We start from the raw sequence: 17,442 nt of genomic DNA, 5'->3' as shown, positions 1-17,442 counted from the left end.
GCTGCCCATGTTCAGCAAGAAAGCCCGCAACATTGCGCTGCTCGCGGTGATCGCTGCCCTGCTGGTGGCGATCGGCTACTGGAATGTCAGCCCGGAAAGCTTCCTCGACAAGCCGGTGACCCAGGTCGACGCAAGCGCCATCGACTACTACGCGGTCAACGCCCACAGCCTGCAGTTCCTGCCCGACGGCAAGCTGCAGTACGAAATGACCGCCGACAAGGTCGAACACCTCAAGGCCAGCGAAATCACCCTGCTGACCACGCCGGACCTGCACCTGTACCGCGGCACCGAATACCCGTGGCACGTGCAGAGCACCCGCGCCGAGGTCAACCCGGACGGCAGCGAAGTCGAACTGATCGACAACGTCCGGGTTGCCCGCACCGACGAAAAGCAGCGCGAAATGATCATTACCAGCTCACGCATGACCGTGTTCCCGCAGAAGCAATATGCGCAGACCGAGCAAGCCGTTAGAATCGACGGCGCCGGTGGCACAACTACGGGCAAAGGAATGAAAGCGTATTTGAAAGAAGGCAAGATGGACTTGCTCTCTAACGTAAGAGGACAGTATGAGGCTCGTTAAAACCCTCCCCCTTTTGCTCAGCCTGAGCGCAGCACTGGGAAGCGCGAGCGCCCTCGCCCTGCCGAACGACCGTGACCAGCCGATCCGCATCCAGGCCGACAACGCCCACCTGGACGACAAGCAGGGCGTGGCCACCTACACCGGCGACGTGATCATCACCCAGGGTTCGATGATGATCAAAGGCAACACCGTGACCATCACCCGCTCCGCCTCCGGCGACATCGACGTGGTGACCTCGGTGGGCAACCTGGCCTACTTCGAGCAGCAGCAGAGCGCGGCCAAGCCGGACAAGATGAAAGGCTGGGGCGTGACCATCCAGTACCAGTCGCAGAAGGACCTGGTGATCCTCACCGATCGCGCCAAGGTCGAGAACGAAGGCAACACCACCGAAGGCGAAAAGATCGTCTACAACACCCAGACCCAGGTGGCGACCGCCGGTCGTGGTGGCAACGTGACCTCGCCGCGTCAGCGTATCGACATGGTGATCCAGCCCAAGAAGAAGGCCGAGTAAATGGCAACCCTCAAAGCCCAGCACCTGGCCAAGAGCTACAAGGGGCGGCAAGTCGTGCGTGACGTCAGCCTGTCGATCGACAGCGGCCAGATCGTCGGCCTGCTCGGCCCCAACGGCGCCGGCAAGACCACCTGTTTCTACATGATCGTCGGCCTGGTCCAGGCCGAGCAGGGGCGCGTGCTGATCGACAACCTCGATGTCAGCCACCAGCCCATGCACGGGCGCGCCCGCGCCGGTATCGGCTACTTGCCGCAGGAAGCCTCGATCTTCCGCAAGCTGTCGGTGGCCGACAACATCATGGCCATCCTCGAGACCCGCAAGGACCTCGACCGCGACGGCCGGCGCAAAGAGCTGGAAAGCCTGCTGCAGGAGTTCCACATCAGCCACATTCGCGACAACCTCGGCATGAGCCTGTCCGGTGGTGAGCGCCGCCGCGTGGAAATTGCCCGTGCGCTGGCGACCGCACCCAAGTTCATCCTGCTGGACGAACCGTTTGCCGGTGTCGACCCGATCTCGGTCGGCGACATCAAGCAGATCATCCACCACCTCAAGGCCAAAGGTATCGGTGTACTGATCACCGACCACAACGTGCGTGAGACCCTGGATATCTGCGAAACCGCCTATATCGTCAATGATGGCCGGCTGATCGCCGAAGGCGACGCCGAAACCATCCTGGCCAACGACCTGGTCAAAGAAGTTTACCTGGGCCACGAGTTCCGGCTCTGAGCCCGGCACGCGCCTGGAGTACTGGCAAATCGCCCTGAAACCGGGGTTAAAGTTGTTACAGTACTCTAGGCAAACGCTACAATTTAAGGCATAAAACTTGCTTGATCTGGCGCCCCGGCGCCCTCGTGTAGTGGATGGCGCATGCGCGCCGGCGAACAAGGTATTAAGCCCCAGCCATGAAACCATCGCTCGTCCTAAAAATGGGCCAGCAACTGACGATGACACCGCAGTTGCAACAGGCCATCCGCCTGCTCCAGCTCTCCACCCTGGACCTCCAACAGGAAATCCAGGAAGCGCTGGAGTCGAACCCGATGCTCGAACGTCAGGAAGACGGCGACGACTTCGACAACAGCGACCCGATGGCCGACAACGCCGAGAACAAGCCGGCCGCCGAAGTCCAGGACAACAGCTTCCAGGAAAGCACCACCAGCGCCGACACCCTGGAAGACGGTGAATGGAGCGAGCGCATCCCCAACGAGCTGCCGGTCGACACCGCCTGGGAAGACATCTACCAGACCAGTGCCAGCAGCCTGCCGAGCAACGACGACGACGAGTGGGACTTCACCACCCGTACATCGGCCGGGGAAAGCCTGCAAAGCCACTTGCTGTGGCAATTGAACCTGGCCCCGATGTCCGACACCGACCGCCTGATCGCCGTCACCCTGATCGACAGCATCAACGGCCAGGGTTACCTGGAAGACACCCTCGAAGAAATCTGCGCCGGTTTCGACCCGGAGCTGGATATCGAGCTGGACGAGGTCGAAGCGGTGCTGCACCGCATTCAGCAGTTCGAGCCTGCCGGCATTGCTGCCCGCAACCTGGGCGAATGCCTGTTGCTGCAGCTGCGCCAACTGCCCGCCAGCACCCCGTGGATGACCGAAGCCAAGCGCCTGGTCACCGATTTCATCGACTTGCTCGGCAGCCGTGACTACAGCCAGCTGATGCGGCGCATGAAAATCAAGGAAGACGAGCTGCGCCAGGTCATCGAGCTGGTACAAAGCCTCAACCCGCGCCCTGGTTCGCAGATCGAGTCCAGCGAGCCCGAGTACGTGGTGCCCGACGTCATCGTGCGCAAGGACAGCGACCGCTGGCTGGTGGAACTGAACCAGGAGGCCATCCCGCGCCTGCGCGTCAACCCGCAGTACGCCGGGTTCGTGCGCCGCGCCGACACCAGCGCCGACAACACCTTCATGCGCAACCAGCTGCAGGAAGCGCGCTGGTTCATCAAGAGCCTGCAAAGCCGCAACGAAACCCTGATGAAGGTGGCCACGCAGATCGTCGAGCACCAGCGCGGCTTCCTCGACCACGGTGACGAAGCGATGAAGCCGTTGGTGCTGCATGACATCGCCGAAGCGGTAGGTATGCACGAGTCGACCATTTCGCGGGTTACCACGCAGAAATACATGCACACGCCGCGTGGCATCTACGAACTGAAATACTTTTTCTCCAGCCACGTCAGCACCTCCGAAGGCGGAGAATGCTCGTCCACGGCGATCCGCGCGATCATCAAGAAACTGGTTGCGGCGGAAAATCAGAAAAAGCCATTGAGTGACAGCAAGATCGCTGGTTTACTGGAGGCACAAGGCATCCAGGTAGCCCGTCGCACCGTCGCCAAGTACCGCGAGTCCCTCGGCATCGCACCGTCGAGCGAACGCAAGCGACTGATGTAGCCCCTGAGATGTGCCACAGCGTTTGTGGGGCAGGTGCAAGACCTGCCTCTTTATGCACGGGCAACAAAGGAGAAGCTGTATGCAAGTCAATATCAGTGGACAGCATGTAGAAGTCACCCAGCCACTGCGCGATTATGTGCTTGAAAAGCTCGCTCGCGTGGAAAGTCACTTCGACAAGATCACCAACGTGCAGGTCATCATGAAAGTCGAGAAGCTGCAGCAGAAGGTCGAGGCGACCTTGCAGATTCCCGGCGGCGAAGTGGTTGCCAACGCCGAACACGAAGACATGTATGCAGCGATCGATGCCTTGGCCGACAAGCTCGACCGCCAACTGAAAAAACACAAGGAAAAACAGCAAAGCCTGCTGCAAGGTGCAGCTGCCCGCTGATCCCCCCCATCCATGATCCGACTTGAAACCATCCTGACCCCCGGCCGTTCCCTCGTGAACGTGCCGGGTGGCAGCAAGAAGCGCGCCCTGGAAAAGGTCGCCACCGTCATCGCCGAACAAGTGCCAGAACTGGAGATGCAGGATGTCTTCGAAAAACTGGTCGCCCGGGAAAAACTCGGTTCGACCGGTTTCGGCAATGGCATCGCCATTCCGCACTGCCGGCTTGAAGGATGTTCCGCTCCGGTCAGCGCCCTGCTGCACCTGGAAGCCCCTATCGACTACGACGCTATCGATGGCGCACCGGTGGACCTGCTGTTCGTCCTGCTGGTGCCAGAAGCCGCCACCGATGCCCATCTGGAATTGCTGCGCCAGATTGCCAGCATGCTCGATCGCAAGGAGGTTCGTGATCGCCTGCGTGCGGCCACCAGCAGCGAGGCCCTGTTCCAGGTTGTCCTGGACGTACAGAACGAGCACTGAACATGCGCTTGATCATCGTCAGCGGCCGGTCCGGCTCCGGCAAGAGCACCGCCCTCGATGTCCTGGAAGACAACGGTTTCTACTGCATTGACAACCTGCCCGCCGGGCTGCTGCCGCAGCTCGCAGAAAATGCGCTGATCAACACTGAATTACTGCAACCCAAGGTCGCCGTGTCGATCGACGCGCGCAACCTGCCCAGCCACCTCTCACGTTTTCCCGAGTTGCTCGAAGAAGCCCGCGCCCGGCATATCCAGTGCGACGTACTGTACCTGGATGCCGACGAAGACATGCTGCTCAAGCGCTTCTCGGAAACCCGCCGGCGCCACCCGCTGACCAACGCCAACCGGTCGCTGGCGGAAGCCATTCGTGTGGAAAGCGAACTGCTGGGGCCGATTGCCGACCTGGCCGACCTGAAGATCGACACCACCAGCCTGAACCTGTATCAGCTGCGGGATTCGATCAAGCTGCGCCTGCTCAACCAACCCGAGCCTGGCACTGCGTTCCTGGTCGAGTCATTCGGGTTCAAGCGCGGAATGCCGGTCGATGCCGACCTGGTGTTCGATGTGCGCTGCCTGCCCAACCCCTACTGGAAGCCCGAGCTGCGTGAGCACTCCGGCCTCGACCAACCGGTGATCGACTACCTGGCCGCACAGCCGGACGTCGAAGAAATGTTCAACGACATTTCCAGCTACCTGCTCAAGTGGCTGCCCCGCTTCGCCGCCAGCAACCGTGCCTACGTCACCATTGCCATTGGCTGCACCGGCGGCCACCACCGCTCGGTGTATATCACCGAGCGCCTTGGCCAGTTGCTGCAGCAATCCCTGAAAAACGTCCAGGTCCGCCACCGCGACCTCTAGCCCAAGGATCCGCCCCACGATGCCCGCCCGTGAAATTACCATCATCAACAAGCTGGGTCTGCATGCCCGGGCGGCGGCCAAGTTCGTCGGCGTTGCCGGCCGCTTCCCCTGCCAGGTCAGGGTTGGCCGTGCGCCCGACAAGCTGGTGGATGGCAAGAGCATCATGGCGGTGATGATGCTGGCGGCCGGCAAAGGTACACAGGTGCACCTGCATACCGAAGGCGAGCAGGACGAGGACGCCATGGCAGCGCTGGTCGAGCTGATCAACAATTATTTCGACGAAGGCGAATAAGTTTCGCAGGCCCCTGTGGGAGCGGCTTTAGCCGCGAAGAATCCAGCGCGGTGCATGGCACCGGCTGCGCCGGTGTTCGCGGGCAAAGCCCGCTCCCACAGGGTCCCCGCTAATGCCTGAGAGAGGCCTTGTGTCGCCAAAGGCAGTATCAGATACCGCCAGCGGTGAGTTTTTCCGGGTCAAGCAGCGCTTCCAGCTGATCACGCGAAAGGTCGGTGTGCTCCAGCGCCACATCGATGACCGGACGGCCCTGCTTGTAGGCAGTCTTGGCGATCTCGGCCGCCTTTAGGTAGCCGATGATCGGGTTCAGCGCGGTGACCAGGATCGGGTTGCGGGCCAGGGCTTCCTTGAGTTTGCCTTCGTTGACCTTGAAGCTGGCAATGGCCTTGTCGGCCAGCAGGCGGCTGACATTGGCCATCAGCTCGATGCTCTCCAGCAGGTTGCGGGCGATCACCGGCAACATAACATTCAGCTCGAAGTTGCCGGACTGGCCAGCGATGGCGATGGTGGCGTCGTTGCCGATGACCTGGGCGGCGACCATGGCGGTGGCCTCCGGAATCACCGGGTTGACCTTGCCGGGCATGATCGAAGAGCCCGGCTGCAGGCCTTGCAGTTCGATTTCGCCCAGCCCGGCCAGCGGGCCGGAGTTCATCCAGCGCAGGTCGTTGGCGATCTTCATCAGCGCCACGGCGGCAGTCTTGAGCTGGCCTGACAGGGCCACGGCGGTGTCCTGCGAGCCGATCAGGGCGAACAGGTTTTGCCCGGGGGTGAACCTGACCTGCGTCAGGCCGCTGAGCTGGTGGGCGAAGCTGGCTGCGAACCGGGGGTGGGCGTTGATGCCGGTGCCCACGGCAGTGCCGCCCTGGGCCAGCGCCTGCAGGCTCGGCAGGGTCGCCTCGATGTGCGCCTTGGCGCCATTGATCTGCGCCGCCCAGCCATCCAGCACCTGGCTCATGCGCACTGGCATGGCGTCCATCAGGTGGGTACGGCCGGTCTTCACGTACTGATGCACCTGTGCCGACTTGGCCTCGATCACCTGTATCAGATGCACCAGGGCTGGCAGTAGTTGCTCGTGCAGGGCCAGGGCGGCGCTGACGTGAATGGTGGTCGGGATGATGTCGTTGCTGCTTTGGCCGCAGTTTACGTGGTCGTTGGCGTTGACAGCCTCACCCAGCACGCGGCTGGCCAACGTGGCGATCACCTCGTTGGCGTTCATGTTCGAACTGGTACCGGAGCCAGTCTGGAACACATCCACCGGGAAATGCTGGATGAAGTCACCCGTCAGCAGTTGCTCGACTGCGGTTACGATGGCCTGGCCTTGCGCGGTCGACAGCTGGTCCAGTTCGACGTTGGCCTTGGCTGCGGCGGCCTTGGCCAGCAGCAGTGCGCGAATGAACTGGGCCGGCATGCGCTGGCCACTTATCGGGAAGTTGTCGACCGCGCGCTGGGTCTGGGCACCGTACAGGGCCTGGGCCGGCACCTGCAGTTCGCCCATGCTGTCACGCTCGATTCGGTTATCACTCATCATCAGATCCTTGCATCAGTTCATCGGGAGAAATCGACGGCAGCAGGCGGCAATTGGCCAACTGCAGGGCATAGGGCTGCCAGCGCTGGTTTCGCACCTCGCGGTCGAGGTTGCGCAGGTCCAGCAGCGGGCGCCAGGCCTGGTCGAGGCACAGACAGCGCCAATGCCAGGGCAGCATGCGGTCGCTGGCGGTATCCAGCAGCAGGCGGAAGGAGGTCAGCGCCACCGTCCATGGCGAGGTTTCGGTGCAGCACACCAGGTAGCGGCCTTCGGCCAGGTAATGCTCGATCAGGCGCGGCTCGTCGGGTTCGAGTGCGCAGCGGATTCGCCGGCTGAGCCAGCGCCAGTTTTCCAGGTAGGGCAGTTCGCGGAGGACGGATTTCATGAACATCATCGCCGGGTTACTGGATAATGATATTCATTATTAATTGATAGATAGAATCACTTCAAGTACGAAGTGATGAAACAAAAACCCGGCGTGGGGGCCGGGTCTTCGGTTTTTTTAAAAAATTCTCTGTAACCTGCGCCGGCCTCTTCGCGGGCTTGCCCGCTCCCACAGGTTCTTCAGGCTGATGCAGTACCTGTGGGAGCGGGCAAGCCCGCGAAGAGGCCGGCACAGGCTGTGGATCAGCTACCTGCCACAGTCATCCGCTCGATCAGCACCGACCCGGTGTGAATGTTGCTGCGGGTCTCAAGATCGCTGCCAATCGCGACAATCTGCCGGAACATGTCCTTCATATTGCCGGCAATGGTCACTTCCTGCACCGCATGCTGGATCTCGCCATTTTCGACCCAGAACCCTGCCGCGCCACGGGAATAATCCCCGGTCACCATGTTCAGGCCATGCCCCATCAACTCGGTCACCAGCAGCCCGCGGCCCATGCGCCGGATCAGCGCCGCCTGGTCTTCGACACCGTGGCTGACGAACAGGTTGTGCACGCCGCCGGCATTGGCCGTGCTTGGCAAGCCCAGCTTGCGCCCGGAATAGGTCCCCAGCAGGTACGACACCAGTTCGCCCTTGTCGACGAACGGCTTGGCATAGGTAGCCAGGCCATCGCCATCGAATGCGGCACTGCCCAGTGCCCGCGGTATGTGCGGGCGCTCGTCGAGGGTCAGCCAGGTGGGGAACAGGCGCTGGCCAATAGTGCCCTCCAGGAACGAGGACTTACGGTACAGGTTGCCGCCGGAGATGGCCGACAGGAAGCTGCCGAACAGCCCCCCGGCCAGCTCGGCCGAGAACAACACCGGTACCTCGCAGGTCGGCACCGGCCGCGCCCCCAGGCGGCTGGCAGCACGCTGGGCAGCCCGTACGCCGATGCTACGCGGATCGGCCAGCAGGTTGCCCTGGCGGTTAACGTCGTACCAGTAGTCACGCTGCATCTGCCCGTCGCCTTCGGCGATCATCACGCAGCTCAGGCTGTGCCGGGTCGAGGCGTAGCCACCGATGAAACCATGGCTGTTGCCATACACGCGGCAGCCCTGGTGGGTATTGAGGGTGGTACCGTCGGCGTTGAGAATGCGCGGGTCAGCGTCGAACGCCGCCGCCTCGCAGGTCAGAGCCATAACTCGATGGCCTTCTCGGGCTCGAGGTTCCAGTCGTGGTACAGGTCCAGGTCGGGGATCTCGCGGGCCATCAGCGCCGCGTCGGCCAGGCCGGAACATTCATCCTCGGAGGTATGTTTGGCAATCGCCAGGGCAGCGGCGACGGTTTCACGGATCGCGTCCGGGCCACTGGCCGAGGTGCTGGCCGAGCCTTTGCGCTGGCCGACATAGAGGGTGATGCCAAAGCCTTGGTCGCGATTGAACTCGACCGTTTCGACCTCACGCTGGCGTACCGTGGTGGACAGGCCCTGCTCCAGCGACACCGCCACTTCGCAGGCACTGGCCCCCTGGCGGCGCGCCTCGGCGATGATCGCCTCGACCTGCTCCTGCAATGCTGGCAGGTCCTTCGGACCTACGCTCTGGACTGCACTCATGGTTCTCTCCACTCAAATTCTGCGTTCGGCGAGGGTCATTCTACGACCGGGCCGGACAAGCGGCCCCCGACTGGTTATCATGGCGGCGATTTCTAGCGGACTGCCACCATGGTTGATTCAAACGACGACGCCTTCGACGGCGAAAAAAGCAAAACCCAGATCAAGCGCGAGCTGCATGCGCTGGTCGAACTCGGCGAGCGCCTTACCACGCTCAAGGCCGATACCCTGGCCCGCCTGCCGTTGACCGACGAGCTGCGCAAGGCGCTGGCCGAAGCCAGCAAGCACACCGCTCACGGAGCCCGCAAACGCCACATGTCGTTTGTCGGCAAGCTGATGCGCGTGCAGGACCTGGATGCGATCCAGGCCTTGCTCGAACAGATGGACAGCTCGACCCGCCAGTACAACGAGCGCTTCCACAGCCTGGAACGCTGGCGCGACCGGCTGATCGACGGTAACGACGAAGACCTCGAGCGCTTCGTCAATGAGTACCCCGACACCGATCGCCAGCAGCTGCGCTCGCTGGTGCGCCATGCCCAGCACGAGAAGGCGCGGAACAAGCCGCCTGCTGCCGCGCGCAAGGTGTTCAAGTACATCCGCGACCTCGACGAGCTGCAGCGCGGCTTGCGCTGATCGCCCTGGGGCCGCTGTGCGGCCCATTCGCAGCACAAGGCTGCTCCTACGGAAACACGCGATCCCTGTAGGAGCAGCCTTGTGCTGCGAATGGACCGCAAAGCGGTCCCCGAAGCCATCACGCCCCGGTACCGCCCACGGTAATCGCATCCAGCTTCAAGGTCGGCTGCCCGACCCCTACCGGCACCGACTGCCCGTCCTTGCCGCACGTCCCCACCCCGCTGTCCAGCGCCAGGTCGTTACCAACCATCGACACCCGGCTCATCGCCTCCGGACCATTGCCGATCAGGGTTGCGCCCTTCACCGGCGCGGTAATCCTGCCGTCTTCGATCAGGTAGGCCTCACTGGTCGAGAACACGAACTTGCCGCTGGTGATGTCCACTTGGCCACCGCCGAGGTTGGCGCAGTAGATGCCCTTCTTCACCGAAGCGATGATTTCCTGCGGGTCGCTTTCGCCGGCACGCATGTAGGTGTTGGTCATGCGTGGCATCGGCAGGTGCGCGTAGGACTCACGGCGGCCGTTGCCGGTCACCGCCATGCCCATCAGGTGCGCGTTCAGCTTGTCCTGCATGTAGCCCTTGAGCACACCGTTCTCGATCAGCGTGGTGCATTCGGTCGGGGTACCTTCATCGTCCACGCTCAGCGAACCCCGGCGGCCTTCGAGGGTGCCGTCATCGACGATGGTGCACAGGCTCGACGCCACCTTCTCGCCAATGCGGCCGCTGAACGCCGAACTGCCCTTGCGGTTGAAGTCACCTTCCAGGCCATGGCCGACAGCCTCGTGCAGCAGCACGCCCGACCAGCCCGAACCCAACACTACCGGCAGGGTACCGGCCGGCGCCGGAATCGCTTCCAGGTTCACCAGCGCCTGGCGCAACGCTTCGCGGGCATAGCCCATGACCCGTTCCTCGGTGAAGAAGCGGTAGTCGGTACGCCCGCCACCGCCCTGCCCGCCGCGCTCGCGACGGCCGTTCTGCTCGACGATGACGCTGACGTTGAAGCGCACCAGCGGGCGCACGTCGGCAGCAAGGCTGCCATCGGCCGCAGCGATCAGGATGCGCTCCCAGACCCCGGCCATGCTCACGCTGACCTGCTGGATACGCGGGTCCAGGGCGCGGGTGGCGGCGTCGACGCGCTTGAGCAGCTCGACCTTCTCGGCACGGCTGAGCACATCCAGCGGGTTGTCCGCCGAATAAAGAGCCGCCACGTCCTGGCTGCGGAAGGCCTGCACCTTGCCGTTCTGCCCGGCACGCGAGATCGAACGGGCAGCACGGGCGGCCGAGGTCAACGCTTCGAGGTTGATCGCGTTGCTGTAGGCAAAGCCGGTCTTTTCACCCGACTGGGCACGCACGCCCACGCCCTGGTCGAGATTGAAACTGCCCTCTTTGACGATGCCGTCTTCCAGCGCCCAGGTTTCCGAGATCTGGCCCTGGAAATACAGGTCGGCGGCGTCGATGCCGGGGCCGGCCAACTCACCCAGCACGCTCTGCAGGCTGTCCAGGGTCAAGCCGCCTGGGGCCAGGAGCTGCTCGCTGACGGTGGATAACATCTGGCTCATAGTCACTCCGAGGTGTGCGCAGGCCGCAACGCGCCCTGCGAGAAAAAGCGCCGGTGCGAAACCACCGGCATGCGCGCCCGGATGGACGCTTGTTCGTCAATGTCGCGCTCGGCGAGCAGTACCGCTTCACCTTGCGCCTGTTCCGCGACGATGCGCCCCCAGGGGTCGACGATCGCCGCATGGCCATGGGTTTCCCGTGGCCCCGGGTGAGTGCCGCCCTGTGCCGCAGCCAGCAGGTAGCACTGGGTCTCGATGGCCCGGGCGCGCACCAGCACTTCCCAGTGCGCCGCGCCCGTTACCGCAGTGAAGGCGGCCGGCGCAGTGATCAGTTCCGCGCCGGCGGCACGCAGTGCGCTGTACAGTTCGGGGAAGCGCAGGTCGTAGCACACGCTCAGCCCCAGCCGCCCTACCGGCGTATCGGCTACCACCACCTGGGCACCGTGGGCGTAGTCGTCAGACTCGCGGTAGCGGCCACGGTTGTCGGCAACGTCCACATCGAACAGGTGCAGCTTGTCATAGCGTGCCGCTATCTCACCGTGTTCGTCGACCAGCAGCGAGCAGGCATGGGCCTTGGCTTCGGGCTGGCCGACCGGCGGCAATGGCAAGGTACCGGCGACAATCCATAACCTGAGGTCGCGGGCGGTGCGTTTCAACCATGGCAGGATCGGCCCTTCGCCCAACGCTTCGGCGTGGCCGATGGCAGCGGCGTCCTTGCGGCCCATGGCGGCGAAGTTTTCCGGCAGCACGGCCAGCCGTGCACCGCCAAAGGCGGCCTGCTCCAGCAAGGCGCCGGCGCGCTGCAGGTTGGCCAGCACATCGTCCTGGCTGACCATCTGGATTACAGCTGCCTTCATGGGCACTCCTAGCGGGATTTTTCGAAAGGTTTCACAAATGTGATTCTAGGCTCTTTCACCGGCCCTTCGACACGGTAGTGCACGCTGGCGAAGCGCGACACACGGTCCCCGATCAGCCGGTCGACCAGGAACAGCGCCCCGCCCACGGCGGGAGCGCCGACAATCAGGGCCGCCAGCGGCAGGTTGTTGGTCACCGGCAGGCTCACCTGCAGATTGGCATCGACCCGGTCGCGGGCCAGGTCCAGGGTACCGTCCAGCTCGAAGTTGCTCGACGGGCCGGTCACTGTGATGGGCTCGCGGGTCACGTAGACACCGTCACTGGCCACCAGCAAGCCTTTGACCCGGTCATAGGCCAGGCCCTTGTCGAACAGGTCGGAGAAGTCCAGGCGCAAGCGCCGGCCGATGGAGTTGAAGTTCAGCAGGCCGAACACCCGCAGCGCCTGGGCACTACCTTCGACCTCGACGAACTGGCCGGTGCGCAGCGCTGCGTCCATGCTGCCCGAGAAGCGCTTGAGGCTCACCGAGGCCGGCGAACCCGGCCAGCGGCCATCCACATCCAGGCGGAAGTCGCGGCTGGTGGCAGTCGGGGCAAAGCCCCAGGCCTTGAGCACATCCGCCAGGTTCTTGCCGTCCAGGCGCCCCTTGTACCAACTGCTGGTGCTGCCCGGTTCGCCTTCCCAGCCGCCACCACCATCGATACGCAGGCCCTTGAAGTCAAGGTCGATGTCGCTGGCGGTCACGCCACGCGCGGTCGGCCGCAGCTTGAGCGACGCACTGCCATACAGGTCGTCACCGCGATAGAGCTTGTCGATGCTCAGGTCCAGCGCCGGCACCTTGCGCGGGTCGAACGAGGCCAGCGGGTCCGGGCCTTCCTCGGCCTGCTTTTCAGCGGCGCTGGCGGCAGGCAGGCGCAAGGTCTGCATGCGCACGACCATGGGCGCACCCTTGGCATCCGGCACCCGGGCGTTGCCGATGACCTCCTTGCTGTCGAGGCGCAGATCCCAGGCCGGGCCACCACGCGCCAGGCGCACCACGGCCTGGTTCAGGTCCAGACCAAAGGCTTTCAGCTGGCCGATGCTCAGGTCGACACCTTGCAGGTTCTGCCGCGCGCTACCGCCCGGGTCGTCGCCGGCCAGGCGCGCCGCCTGCTCCTGCCAGGGCCCCAGGTCCAGCGTCTCCAGGCGCCCGCGCACTCGCAGGCCCTGGCCGGCAGGCACCTGGGCGTCACCGGCACCCAGCAGCAACTCGCCACGGCCCTGGCCCAGCTTGTCGGCCGGTGCGGCGTACGCTAAGCGGGCAAGGTCGGTGTAGGCGACGTCGAAGCGCCGCTCCGGCCCCTGCAGGGTCATGCTGAAACGGGTGTCACGGGTATCGCCCGCCGTCTTGCCGAAGGGCGCCGGCAGGTCGATGGCCAGGCCCTTTAGGCTGGAATCGACACGCAGGCGGTTTTCCCGGCTACCCAGGCTGACCTGCAACTGGTACGGCAGGTCGCCGGAAGCCGGCAAGGCCTGCTTGAACTGCAGCCATTCGGTCAGCGCCTTGAGCGATACCCGGCCATTGGCGTTGATGCGGGTCTGCATCTGCCCTGGCTGGCCTTCGGCGGTAATTTGCGCCGTCACCGGCTTGCCGAAGGCCTGCAGGCTGATGCCCTTGCCGCTCAGGCCCTTGTCGAAATCGAAATTGAAGTCCCCCTTAAGGCGGCTCAACTCCAGGCTCGGCGGCGCAACTTTTAGCCGCGCATCATTGGTGGCAAAGTCCACCTGCACTTTCGGCCGCTGCCCGCGGGCCAGCGGAATGTCGAGCTTGACCTTGCCCTTGAGCGGCCCCTCGCCCTCCCACCCGGCGAAAATCTCGCCAGTGCCGATTGGCGCTTCCTTGAGAATCTTCAGGCCATCGCCCAGGCTGCCGTCGAAGTCGCCATCGAGGTACAGGTGGCTTTGCTGGCCCTCGTCGACATGAGGGATATCGACGCTCACGTCACTGACATTGGTGTCGAGCAGTACGCCACGTTGGGCCCTGATGCGCACGCCACTGTCCTCGATGAACACATCGCCATCCACGTGCTGCACTTGCGGCCAGCCCGGCTGGAAGTCCAGGGCGGCATCACGCACCTTGAAGAACAGGCTGATACTGCGGGCTTCTGGCGCGACGCCATGGTTCAGCGAGCCTTGGTACTGGAAGTAGCCTTCGTCCACCGTACCTTTGACAATCGCGCTGCGCAGCCATTCGTCGAGGGCCGGGCTGAGCACCTCGGGCAGGTACTTGGCGGTGTAGCGACCATCGCCTTCGGTCAGGCCGACGCGCAGGTCCATGTAGTCCTCGCGGCCCTCGTCGAACAACAGGCGGATGAGGAAGTCACCGGCAATCTTGCCCTCCTCGCCCAGTACCTTGAGGTAAGGCGCGACCAGGGTGAAACCTTCCTTGTCCAGGGCCCAGGTCAGGCGCGCGTTGGCCTTCTGGTAGTGCCAGGGTTTGGCGAAGATCGGGTACAGGTGCAGCATGAACGCCTCGGTATCCAGGCGCAGTTCGCCATGACCAAGGTCACCGCTGATGCTGCCGCTGACATTACCGGCTGCCGGGGCATTGTGATAGGCATCGAAACCGACCTTCTCCAGGTTGGCCTCGAACTGCAGGCGCTTGTCACCCTCGGCCTTGGGCCGGGCTTCAAGGCGCACATTGCGCAGCGCGCCGGTCAAGTTCAGGCCATCGACCACGGCCATGACCTTGTCCGGCAGCGGCGCGAGGGCATCGATCACCGGGGTCAACGGCGTAAGGTCGAGGCGGTCGGCCTGCACTTGCCAGCTTTCCGCAGCTGCATCCTCGCCGGGGCGCTGCTGCAATTGCAGGTGCGACTCCCAACGGGTCTTGCCGATATCCATGGCCAGGGAGTCGACCACCACATCGAAGCCTTGCTCCCGGCGCTGGAACCAGGCGCCCAGGGCCAGGTTGTTCAGCCTGGCCGCCTTGCGCCCGGCATAGGCACCGTGCAGCTCCGGTGCATTGAGGCGTACGACGGCCTGCTGCAACTGCCCCTTGCTCCAGTCGACCCAGAACTCGCCGCCCGCCCGCAGGGCGTCGGCATGCCACTGACCCAGCAGGCGTGGCGGCAGCCACCGCGCCCAGTCACTCTGTGGCAGGCTCAGGTAGGCTTCGACCTGGCCGTCGCGCCAGGCATTGGCCGAGGCACGGCTGCGCAGGTTCAGCGACAGGGGTTGGCCATCGGGCAGGGTCGCGCGCAGGTCCAGGGCGTGGCGCGAAGCTCCGGCCTGCAGGCCGACGCTCACATAAGTCAGGGTCAACGGGTCACGCTGCCAGGGGTGCAGGGTCACCTGGCTGTCGAACACATCGATGCGGCCCAACTGGCGCAGGCGCTGCAACAACTCGGCGGGATCGAGCGGCGCATCGTCCTTCTTCGGCAGGCCTTCAAGGCTCCAGGCGCCCTGTTCGTTCTCGCGCAGGATCAGTTGCAGGCCGCCCAACTGAATGCGTGTCAGGCGCACTTCTCGGGTGGTGAGGCTGGCCCAGACATCAGGTACCACCTTGACGTCGTCCAGGCGCAGGGCCGCGGCCCCCTCGCCCAGTTGCAGGTCGCGCACCTGCAGCACCGGTGCCAGGCCGCTCCAGCGGCCTTCCAGGGCACCGATGTGTACGGGCAGGCCCAAAGCCTGCTCGGCCTTGCTCTGCACATCGGCGCGATACTCGGCCACCAGTGGCACCAGTTCGCGGCCAAGGCTGACATACAGCGCTACCAGTACCGCCAGCAGAGCGCAAATGCCCAACCCCCAGCGGGTCAAGGCGACAAGAACGCGGGTCAGACGTCCCATGGCCATTGCCCTCCAGGTCGTTTATCCATGATGGCCCGTCGTCCCGGTTTTTCCAGCCCGGGCCACCCGCGGCGCGTTTCAGAAGGCGTCAGAGCAGCACCACATCGTATTGTTCCTGCGAATACATCGACTCCACCTGGAAACGAATGGTTCGGCCGATGAAGGCTTCCAGTTCCGCGACGTTACCGGACTCTTCATCCAGCAGCCGGTCGACCACCTTCTGGTTGGCCAGCACGCGGTAGCCTTCGGCCTGGTAGGCACGTGCCTCGCGCAGGATCTCGCGGAAGATTTCGTAACAGATTGTCTCGGGGGTTTTCAGCTTGCCACGGCCCTGACAGGCCAGGCAGGGCTCGCACAGCACCTGTTCCAGGCTTTCCCGCGTGCGCTTGCGGGTCATCTGCACCAGGCCCAGTTCGGTGATGCCGATGATGTTGGTCTTGGCGTGATCGCGCTCGAGCTGCTTTTCCAGGGTACGCAACACCTGGCGCTGGTGCTCTTCGTCTTCCATGTCGATGAAGTCGATGATGATGATGCCGCCGATGTTGCGCAGGCGCAGTTGCCGGGCGATGGCGGTGGCAGCCTCGAGATTGGTCTTGAAGATGGTTTCTTCGAGGTTGCGATGGCCGACGAAAGCGCCGGTGTTCACATCGATGGTGGTCATTGCTTCAGCCGGATCGACCACCAGGTAACCACCAGACTTGAGCGGTACCTTGCGCTCCAGCGCGCGCTGGATCTCGTCCTCGACGCCGTACAGGTCGAAGATCGGCCGTTCGCCCGGATAGTGCTCGAGGCGGTCGGCGATTTCCGGCATCAGTTCGCCAACGAACTGCGTGGTCTTCTGGAAGGTTTCCCGCGAGTCGATGCGGATCTTCTCGATCTTCGGGTTGACCAGGTCGCGCAGGGTACGCAGGGCCAGGCCCAGGTCCTCGTAGATGACCGTGGGCGCGCCGCAGGTCTTGATCTGGGTACCGATCTGTTCCCACAGGCGGCGCAGGTAGCGAATGTCCTGCAAGATCTCTTCGGCGCGGGCGCCTTCGGCCGCGGTGCGCAGGATGAAGCCGCCGGCGTCCTTGATGTTCTCGCTTTCCATGCAGTCGCTGACCACTTGCTTGAGGCGCTCGCGTTCGGCTTCGTCTTCGATCTTCAGGGAAATGCCGACATGACTGCTGCGTGGCATGTACACCAGGTAGCGCGACGGGATCGACAGCTGGGTGGTCAGGCGCGCGCCCTTGCTGCCGATCGGGTCCTTGGTCACCTGTACCACCAGGGCCTGGCCTTCATGCACCAGGGCAGTGATGTTCTCCACCGCCGAGCCTTCACGCTGGGAAATTTCCGAGGCGTGGATGAACGCCGCGCGCTCCAGGCCGATGTCGACGAAGGCCGCCTGCATGCCCGGCAGCACGCGTACCACCTTGCCTTTGTAGATATTGCCAACGATGCCCCGGCGCTGGGTGCGCTCGACGTGCACTTCCTGCAGCACCCCGTTTTCCACCACCGCCACGCGCGATTCCATCGGGGTGATGTTGATCAGGATCTCTTCACTCATGGCAGGCTCTCGTCAAGGGTATTCGGTA

At 63.8% G+C, this 17,442-nt stretch carries 15 protein-coding genes and 1 pseudogene; 9 read left to right on the top strand and 7 right to left on the bottom strand.

Annotated features, from left to right (window positions below; all coding sequences use genetic code 11):
* Nucleotides 1-7: 7 nt before the first annotated feature.
* The 8 genes from lptC to QIY50_15605 all read left to right on the top strand — a co-directional run bounded on the left by lptC (nucleotide 8) and on the right by QIY50_15605 (nucleotide 5,501).
* Nucleotides 8-580 carry an LPS export ABC transporter periplasmic protein LptC gene (gene lptC / locus QIY50_15640; GenBank protein ID WGV18873.1) on the top strand — a complete coding sequence of 191 codons (573 nt, stop codon included), beginning with the start codon at nucleotides 8-10 and terminating at the stop codon, nucleotides 578-580.
* A complete protein-coding gene (gene lptA, locus QIY50_15635; protein WGV18872.1) occupies nucleotides 567-1,091 on the top strand; it encodes a lipopolysaccharide transport periplasmic protein LptA in 525 nt (174 codons plus the stop codon). Before lptC ends, lptA begins: the two co-directional genes overlap by 14 nt.
* Nucleotides 1,092-1,817 (top strand): LPS export ABC transporter ATP-binding protein, encoded by a 726-nt coding sequence (gene lptB / locus QIY50_15630; protein ID WGV18871.1) that lies wholly within the window; start codon nucleotides 1,092-1,094, stop codon nucleotides 1,815-1,817. It begins immediately after the preceding gene.
* A 176-nt stretch (nucleotides 1,818-1,993) separates the two neighbouring features.
* On the top strand, nucleotides 1,994-3,487 hold the full coding sequence (locus QIY50_15625) for an RNA polymerase factor sigma-54 (protein WGV18870.1): 1,494 nt from the start codon (nucleotides 1,994-1,996) through the stop codon (nucleotides 3,485-3,487).
* 79 nt (nucleotides 3,488-3,566) lie between these two features.
* Nucleotides 3,567-3,875, top strand: a complete 309-nt coding sequence (gene raiA / locus QIY50_15620) for a ribosome-associated translation inhibitor RaiA (protein ID WGV18869.1) — start codon at nucleotides 3,567-3,569, stop codon at nucleotides 3,873-3,875.
* A 12-nt stretch (nucleotides 3,876-3,887) separates the two neighbouring features.
* Nucleotides 3,888-4,352 carry a PTS IIA-like nitrogen regulatory protein PtsN gene (gene ptsN, locus QIY50_15615; protein WGV18868.1) on the top strand — a complete coding sequence of 155 codons (465 nt, stop codon included), beginning with the start codon at nucleotides 3,888-3,890 and terminating at the stop codon, nucleotides 4,350-4,352.
* A gap of 2 nt (nucleotides 4,353-4,354) precedes the next feature.
* On the top strand, nucleotides 4,355-5,209 hold the full coding sequence (gene rapZ / locus QIY50_15610; GenBank protein ID WGV18867.1) for an RNase adapter RapZ: 855 nt from the start codon (nucleotides 4,355-4,357) through the stop codon (nucleotides 5,207-5,209).
* Nucleotides 5,210-5,228: 19 nt separating this feature from the next.
* The gene (locus QIY50_15605) at nucleotides 5,229-5,501 is read left to right on the top strand and encodes an HPr family phosphocarrier protein (protein WGV18866.1); all 273 of its coding nucleotides are present in this window, start codon (nucleotides 5,229-5,231) and stop codon (nucleotides 5,499-5,501) included.
* 148 nt (nucleotides 5,502-5,649) lie between these two features.
* On the opposite strand, the gene QIY50_15600 is transcribed toward QIY50_15605, so the two are convergent.
* From QIY50_15600 to pmbA, 3 genes and pseudogenes are all read right to left on the bottom strand, one after another.
* Nucleotides 5,650-7,026, bottom strand: coding sequence for a class II fumarate hydratase (locus QIY50_15600; GenBank protein WGV18865.1), 1,377 nt, complete (start codon nucleotides 7,024-7,026; stop codon nucleotides 5,650-5,652).
* Nucleotides 7,019-7,411 carry a FagA protein gene (locus QIY50_15595; protein ID WGV18864.1) on the bottom strand — a complete coding sequence of 131 codons (393 nt, stop codon included), beginning with the start codon at nucleotides 7,409-7,411 and terminating at the stop codon, nucleotides 7,019-7,021. The genes QIY50_15600 and QIY50_15595 overlap by 8 nt, the downstream gene beginning before the upstream one ends.
* Nucleotides 7,412-7,653: 242 nt before the next feature.
* Nucleotides 7,654-9,002 (bottom strand): annotated as a pseudogene (pmbA, locus tag QIY50_15590) (metalloprotease PmbA).
* A 108-nt stretch (nucleotides 9,003-9,110) separates the two neighbouring features.
* Here pmbA and yjgA point away from each other — a divergent pair.
* Nucleotides 9,111-9,632: a ribosome biogenesis factor YjgA gene (gene yjgA, locus QIY50_15585; protein WGV18863.1), complete on the top strand. Its 522-nt coding sequence runs from the start codon at nucleotides 9,111-9,113 to the stop codon at nucleotides 9,630-9,632.
* Between the two features lie 118 nt (nucleotides 9,633-9,750).
* On the opposite strand, the gene tldD is transcribed toward yjgA, so the two are convergent.
* From tldD to rng, 4 genes are all read right to left on the bottom strand, one after another.
* The gene (tldD, locus tag QIY50_15580) at nucleotides 9,751-11,190 is read right to left on the bottom strand and encodes a metalloprotease TldD (GenBank protein ID WGV18862.1); all 1,440 of its coding nucleotides are present in this window, start codon (nucleotides 11,188-11,190) and stop codon (nucleotides 9,751-9,753) included.
* 2 nt (nucleotides 11,191-11,192) lie between these two features.
* A complete protein-coding gene (locus QIY50_15575; GenBank protein WGV18861.1) occupies nucleotides 11,193-12,044 on the bottom strand; it encodes a carbon-nitrogen hydrolase family protein in 852 nt (283 codons plus the stop codon).
* An 8-nt stretch (nucleotides 12,045-12,052) separates the two neighbouring features.
* Nucleotides 12,053-15,874, bottom strand: a complete 3,822-nt coding sequence (locus tag QIY50_15570) for a YhdP family protein (protein WGV18860.1) — start codon at nucleotides 15,872-15,874, stop codon at nucleotides 12,053-12,055.
* Between the two features lie 82 nt (nucleotides 15,875-15,956).
* Nucleotides 15,957-17,414, bottom strand: coding sequence for a ribonuclease G (gene rng / locus QIY50_15565; protein WGV18859.1), 1,458 nt, complete (start codon nucleotides 17,412-17,414; stop codon nucleotides 15,957-15,959).
* Nucleotides 17,415-17,442: the final 28 nt, after the last annotated feature.

This window comes from Pseudomonas putida, assembly GCA_029953615.1.
Taxonomy (GTDB): domain Bacteria; phylum Pseudomonadota; class Gammaproteobacteria; order Pseudomonadales; family Pseudomonadaceae; genus Aquipseudomonas.
The sequence above is the reverse complement of the archived record's forward strand: the minus strand, read 5'-3'. Positions and strand labels throughout refer to the sequence as shown.

What these genes read in the sequence shown, in the direction of transcription:
- lptC (WGV18873.1), top strand. Translation starts at nt 8, where the DNA reads ATGTTCAGCAAGAAAGCCCGCAACATTGCGCTGCTCGCGGTGATCGCT.
- lptA (WGV18872.1), top strand. Translation starts at nt 567, where the DNA reads ATGAGGCTCGTTAAAACCCTCCCCCTTTTGCTCAGCCTGAGCGCAGCA.
- lptB (WGV18871.1), top strand. Translation starts at nt 1,092, where the DNA reads ATGGCAACCCTCAAAGCCCAGCACCTGGCCAAGAGCTACAAGGGGCGG.
- QIY50_15625 (WGV18870.1), top strand. Translation starts at nt 1,994, where the DNA reads ATGAAACCATCGCTCGTCCTAAAAATGGGCCAGCAACTGACGATGACA.
- raiA (WGV18869.1), top strand. Translation starts at nt 3,567, where the DNA reads ATGCAAGTCAATATCAGTGGACAGCATGTAGAAGTCACCCAGCCACTG.
- ptsN (WGV18868.1), top strand. Translation starts at nt 3,888, where the DNA reads ATGATCCGACTTGAAACCATCCTGACCCCCGGCCGTTCCCTCGTGAAC.
- rapZ (WGV18867.1), top strand. Translation starts at nt 4,355, where the DNA reads ATGCGCTTGATCATCGTCAGCGGCCGGTCCGGCTCCGGCAAGAGCACC.
- QIY50_15605 (WGV18866.1), top strand. Translation starts at nt 5,229, where the DNA reads ATGCCCGCCCGTGAAATTACCATCATCAACAAGCTGGGTCTGCATGCC.
- QIY50_15600 (WGV18865.1), bottom strand. Translation starts at nt 7,026, where the DNA reads ATGAGTGATAACCGAATCGAGCGTGACAGCATGGGCGAACTGCAGGTG.
- QIY50_15595 (WGV18864.1), bottom strand. Translation starts at nt 7,411, where the DNA reads ATGAAATCCGTCCTCCGCGAACTGCCCTACCTGGAAAACTGGCGCTGG.
- yjgA (WGV18863.1), top strand. Translation starts at nt 9,111, where the DNA reads ATGGTTGATTCAAACGACGACGCCTTCGACGGCGAAAAAAGCAAAACC.
- tldD (WGV18862.1), bottom strand. Translation starts at nt 11,190, where the DNA reads ATGAGCCAGATGTTATCCACCGTCAGCGAGCAGCTCCTGGCCCCAGGC.
- QIY50_15575 (WGV18861.1), bottom strand. Translation starts at nt 12,044, where the DNA reads ATGAAGGCAGCTGTAATCCAGATGGTCAGCCAGGACGATGTGCTGGCC.
- QIY50_15570 (WGV18860.1), bottom strand. Translation starts at nt 15,874, where the DNA reads ATGGCCATGGGACGTCTGACCCGCGTTCTTGTCGCCTTGACCCGCTGG.
- rng (WGV18859.1), bottom strand. Translation starts at nt 17,414, where the DNA reads ATGAGTGAAGAGATCCTGATCAACATCACCCCGATGGAATCGCGCGTG.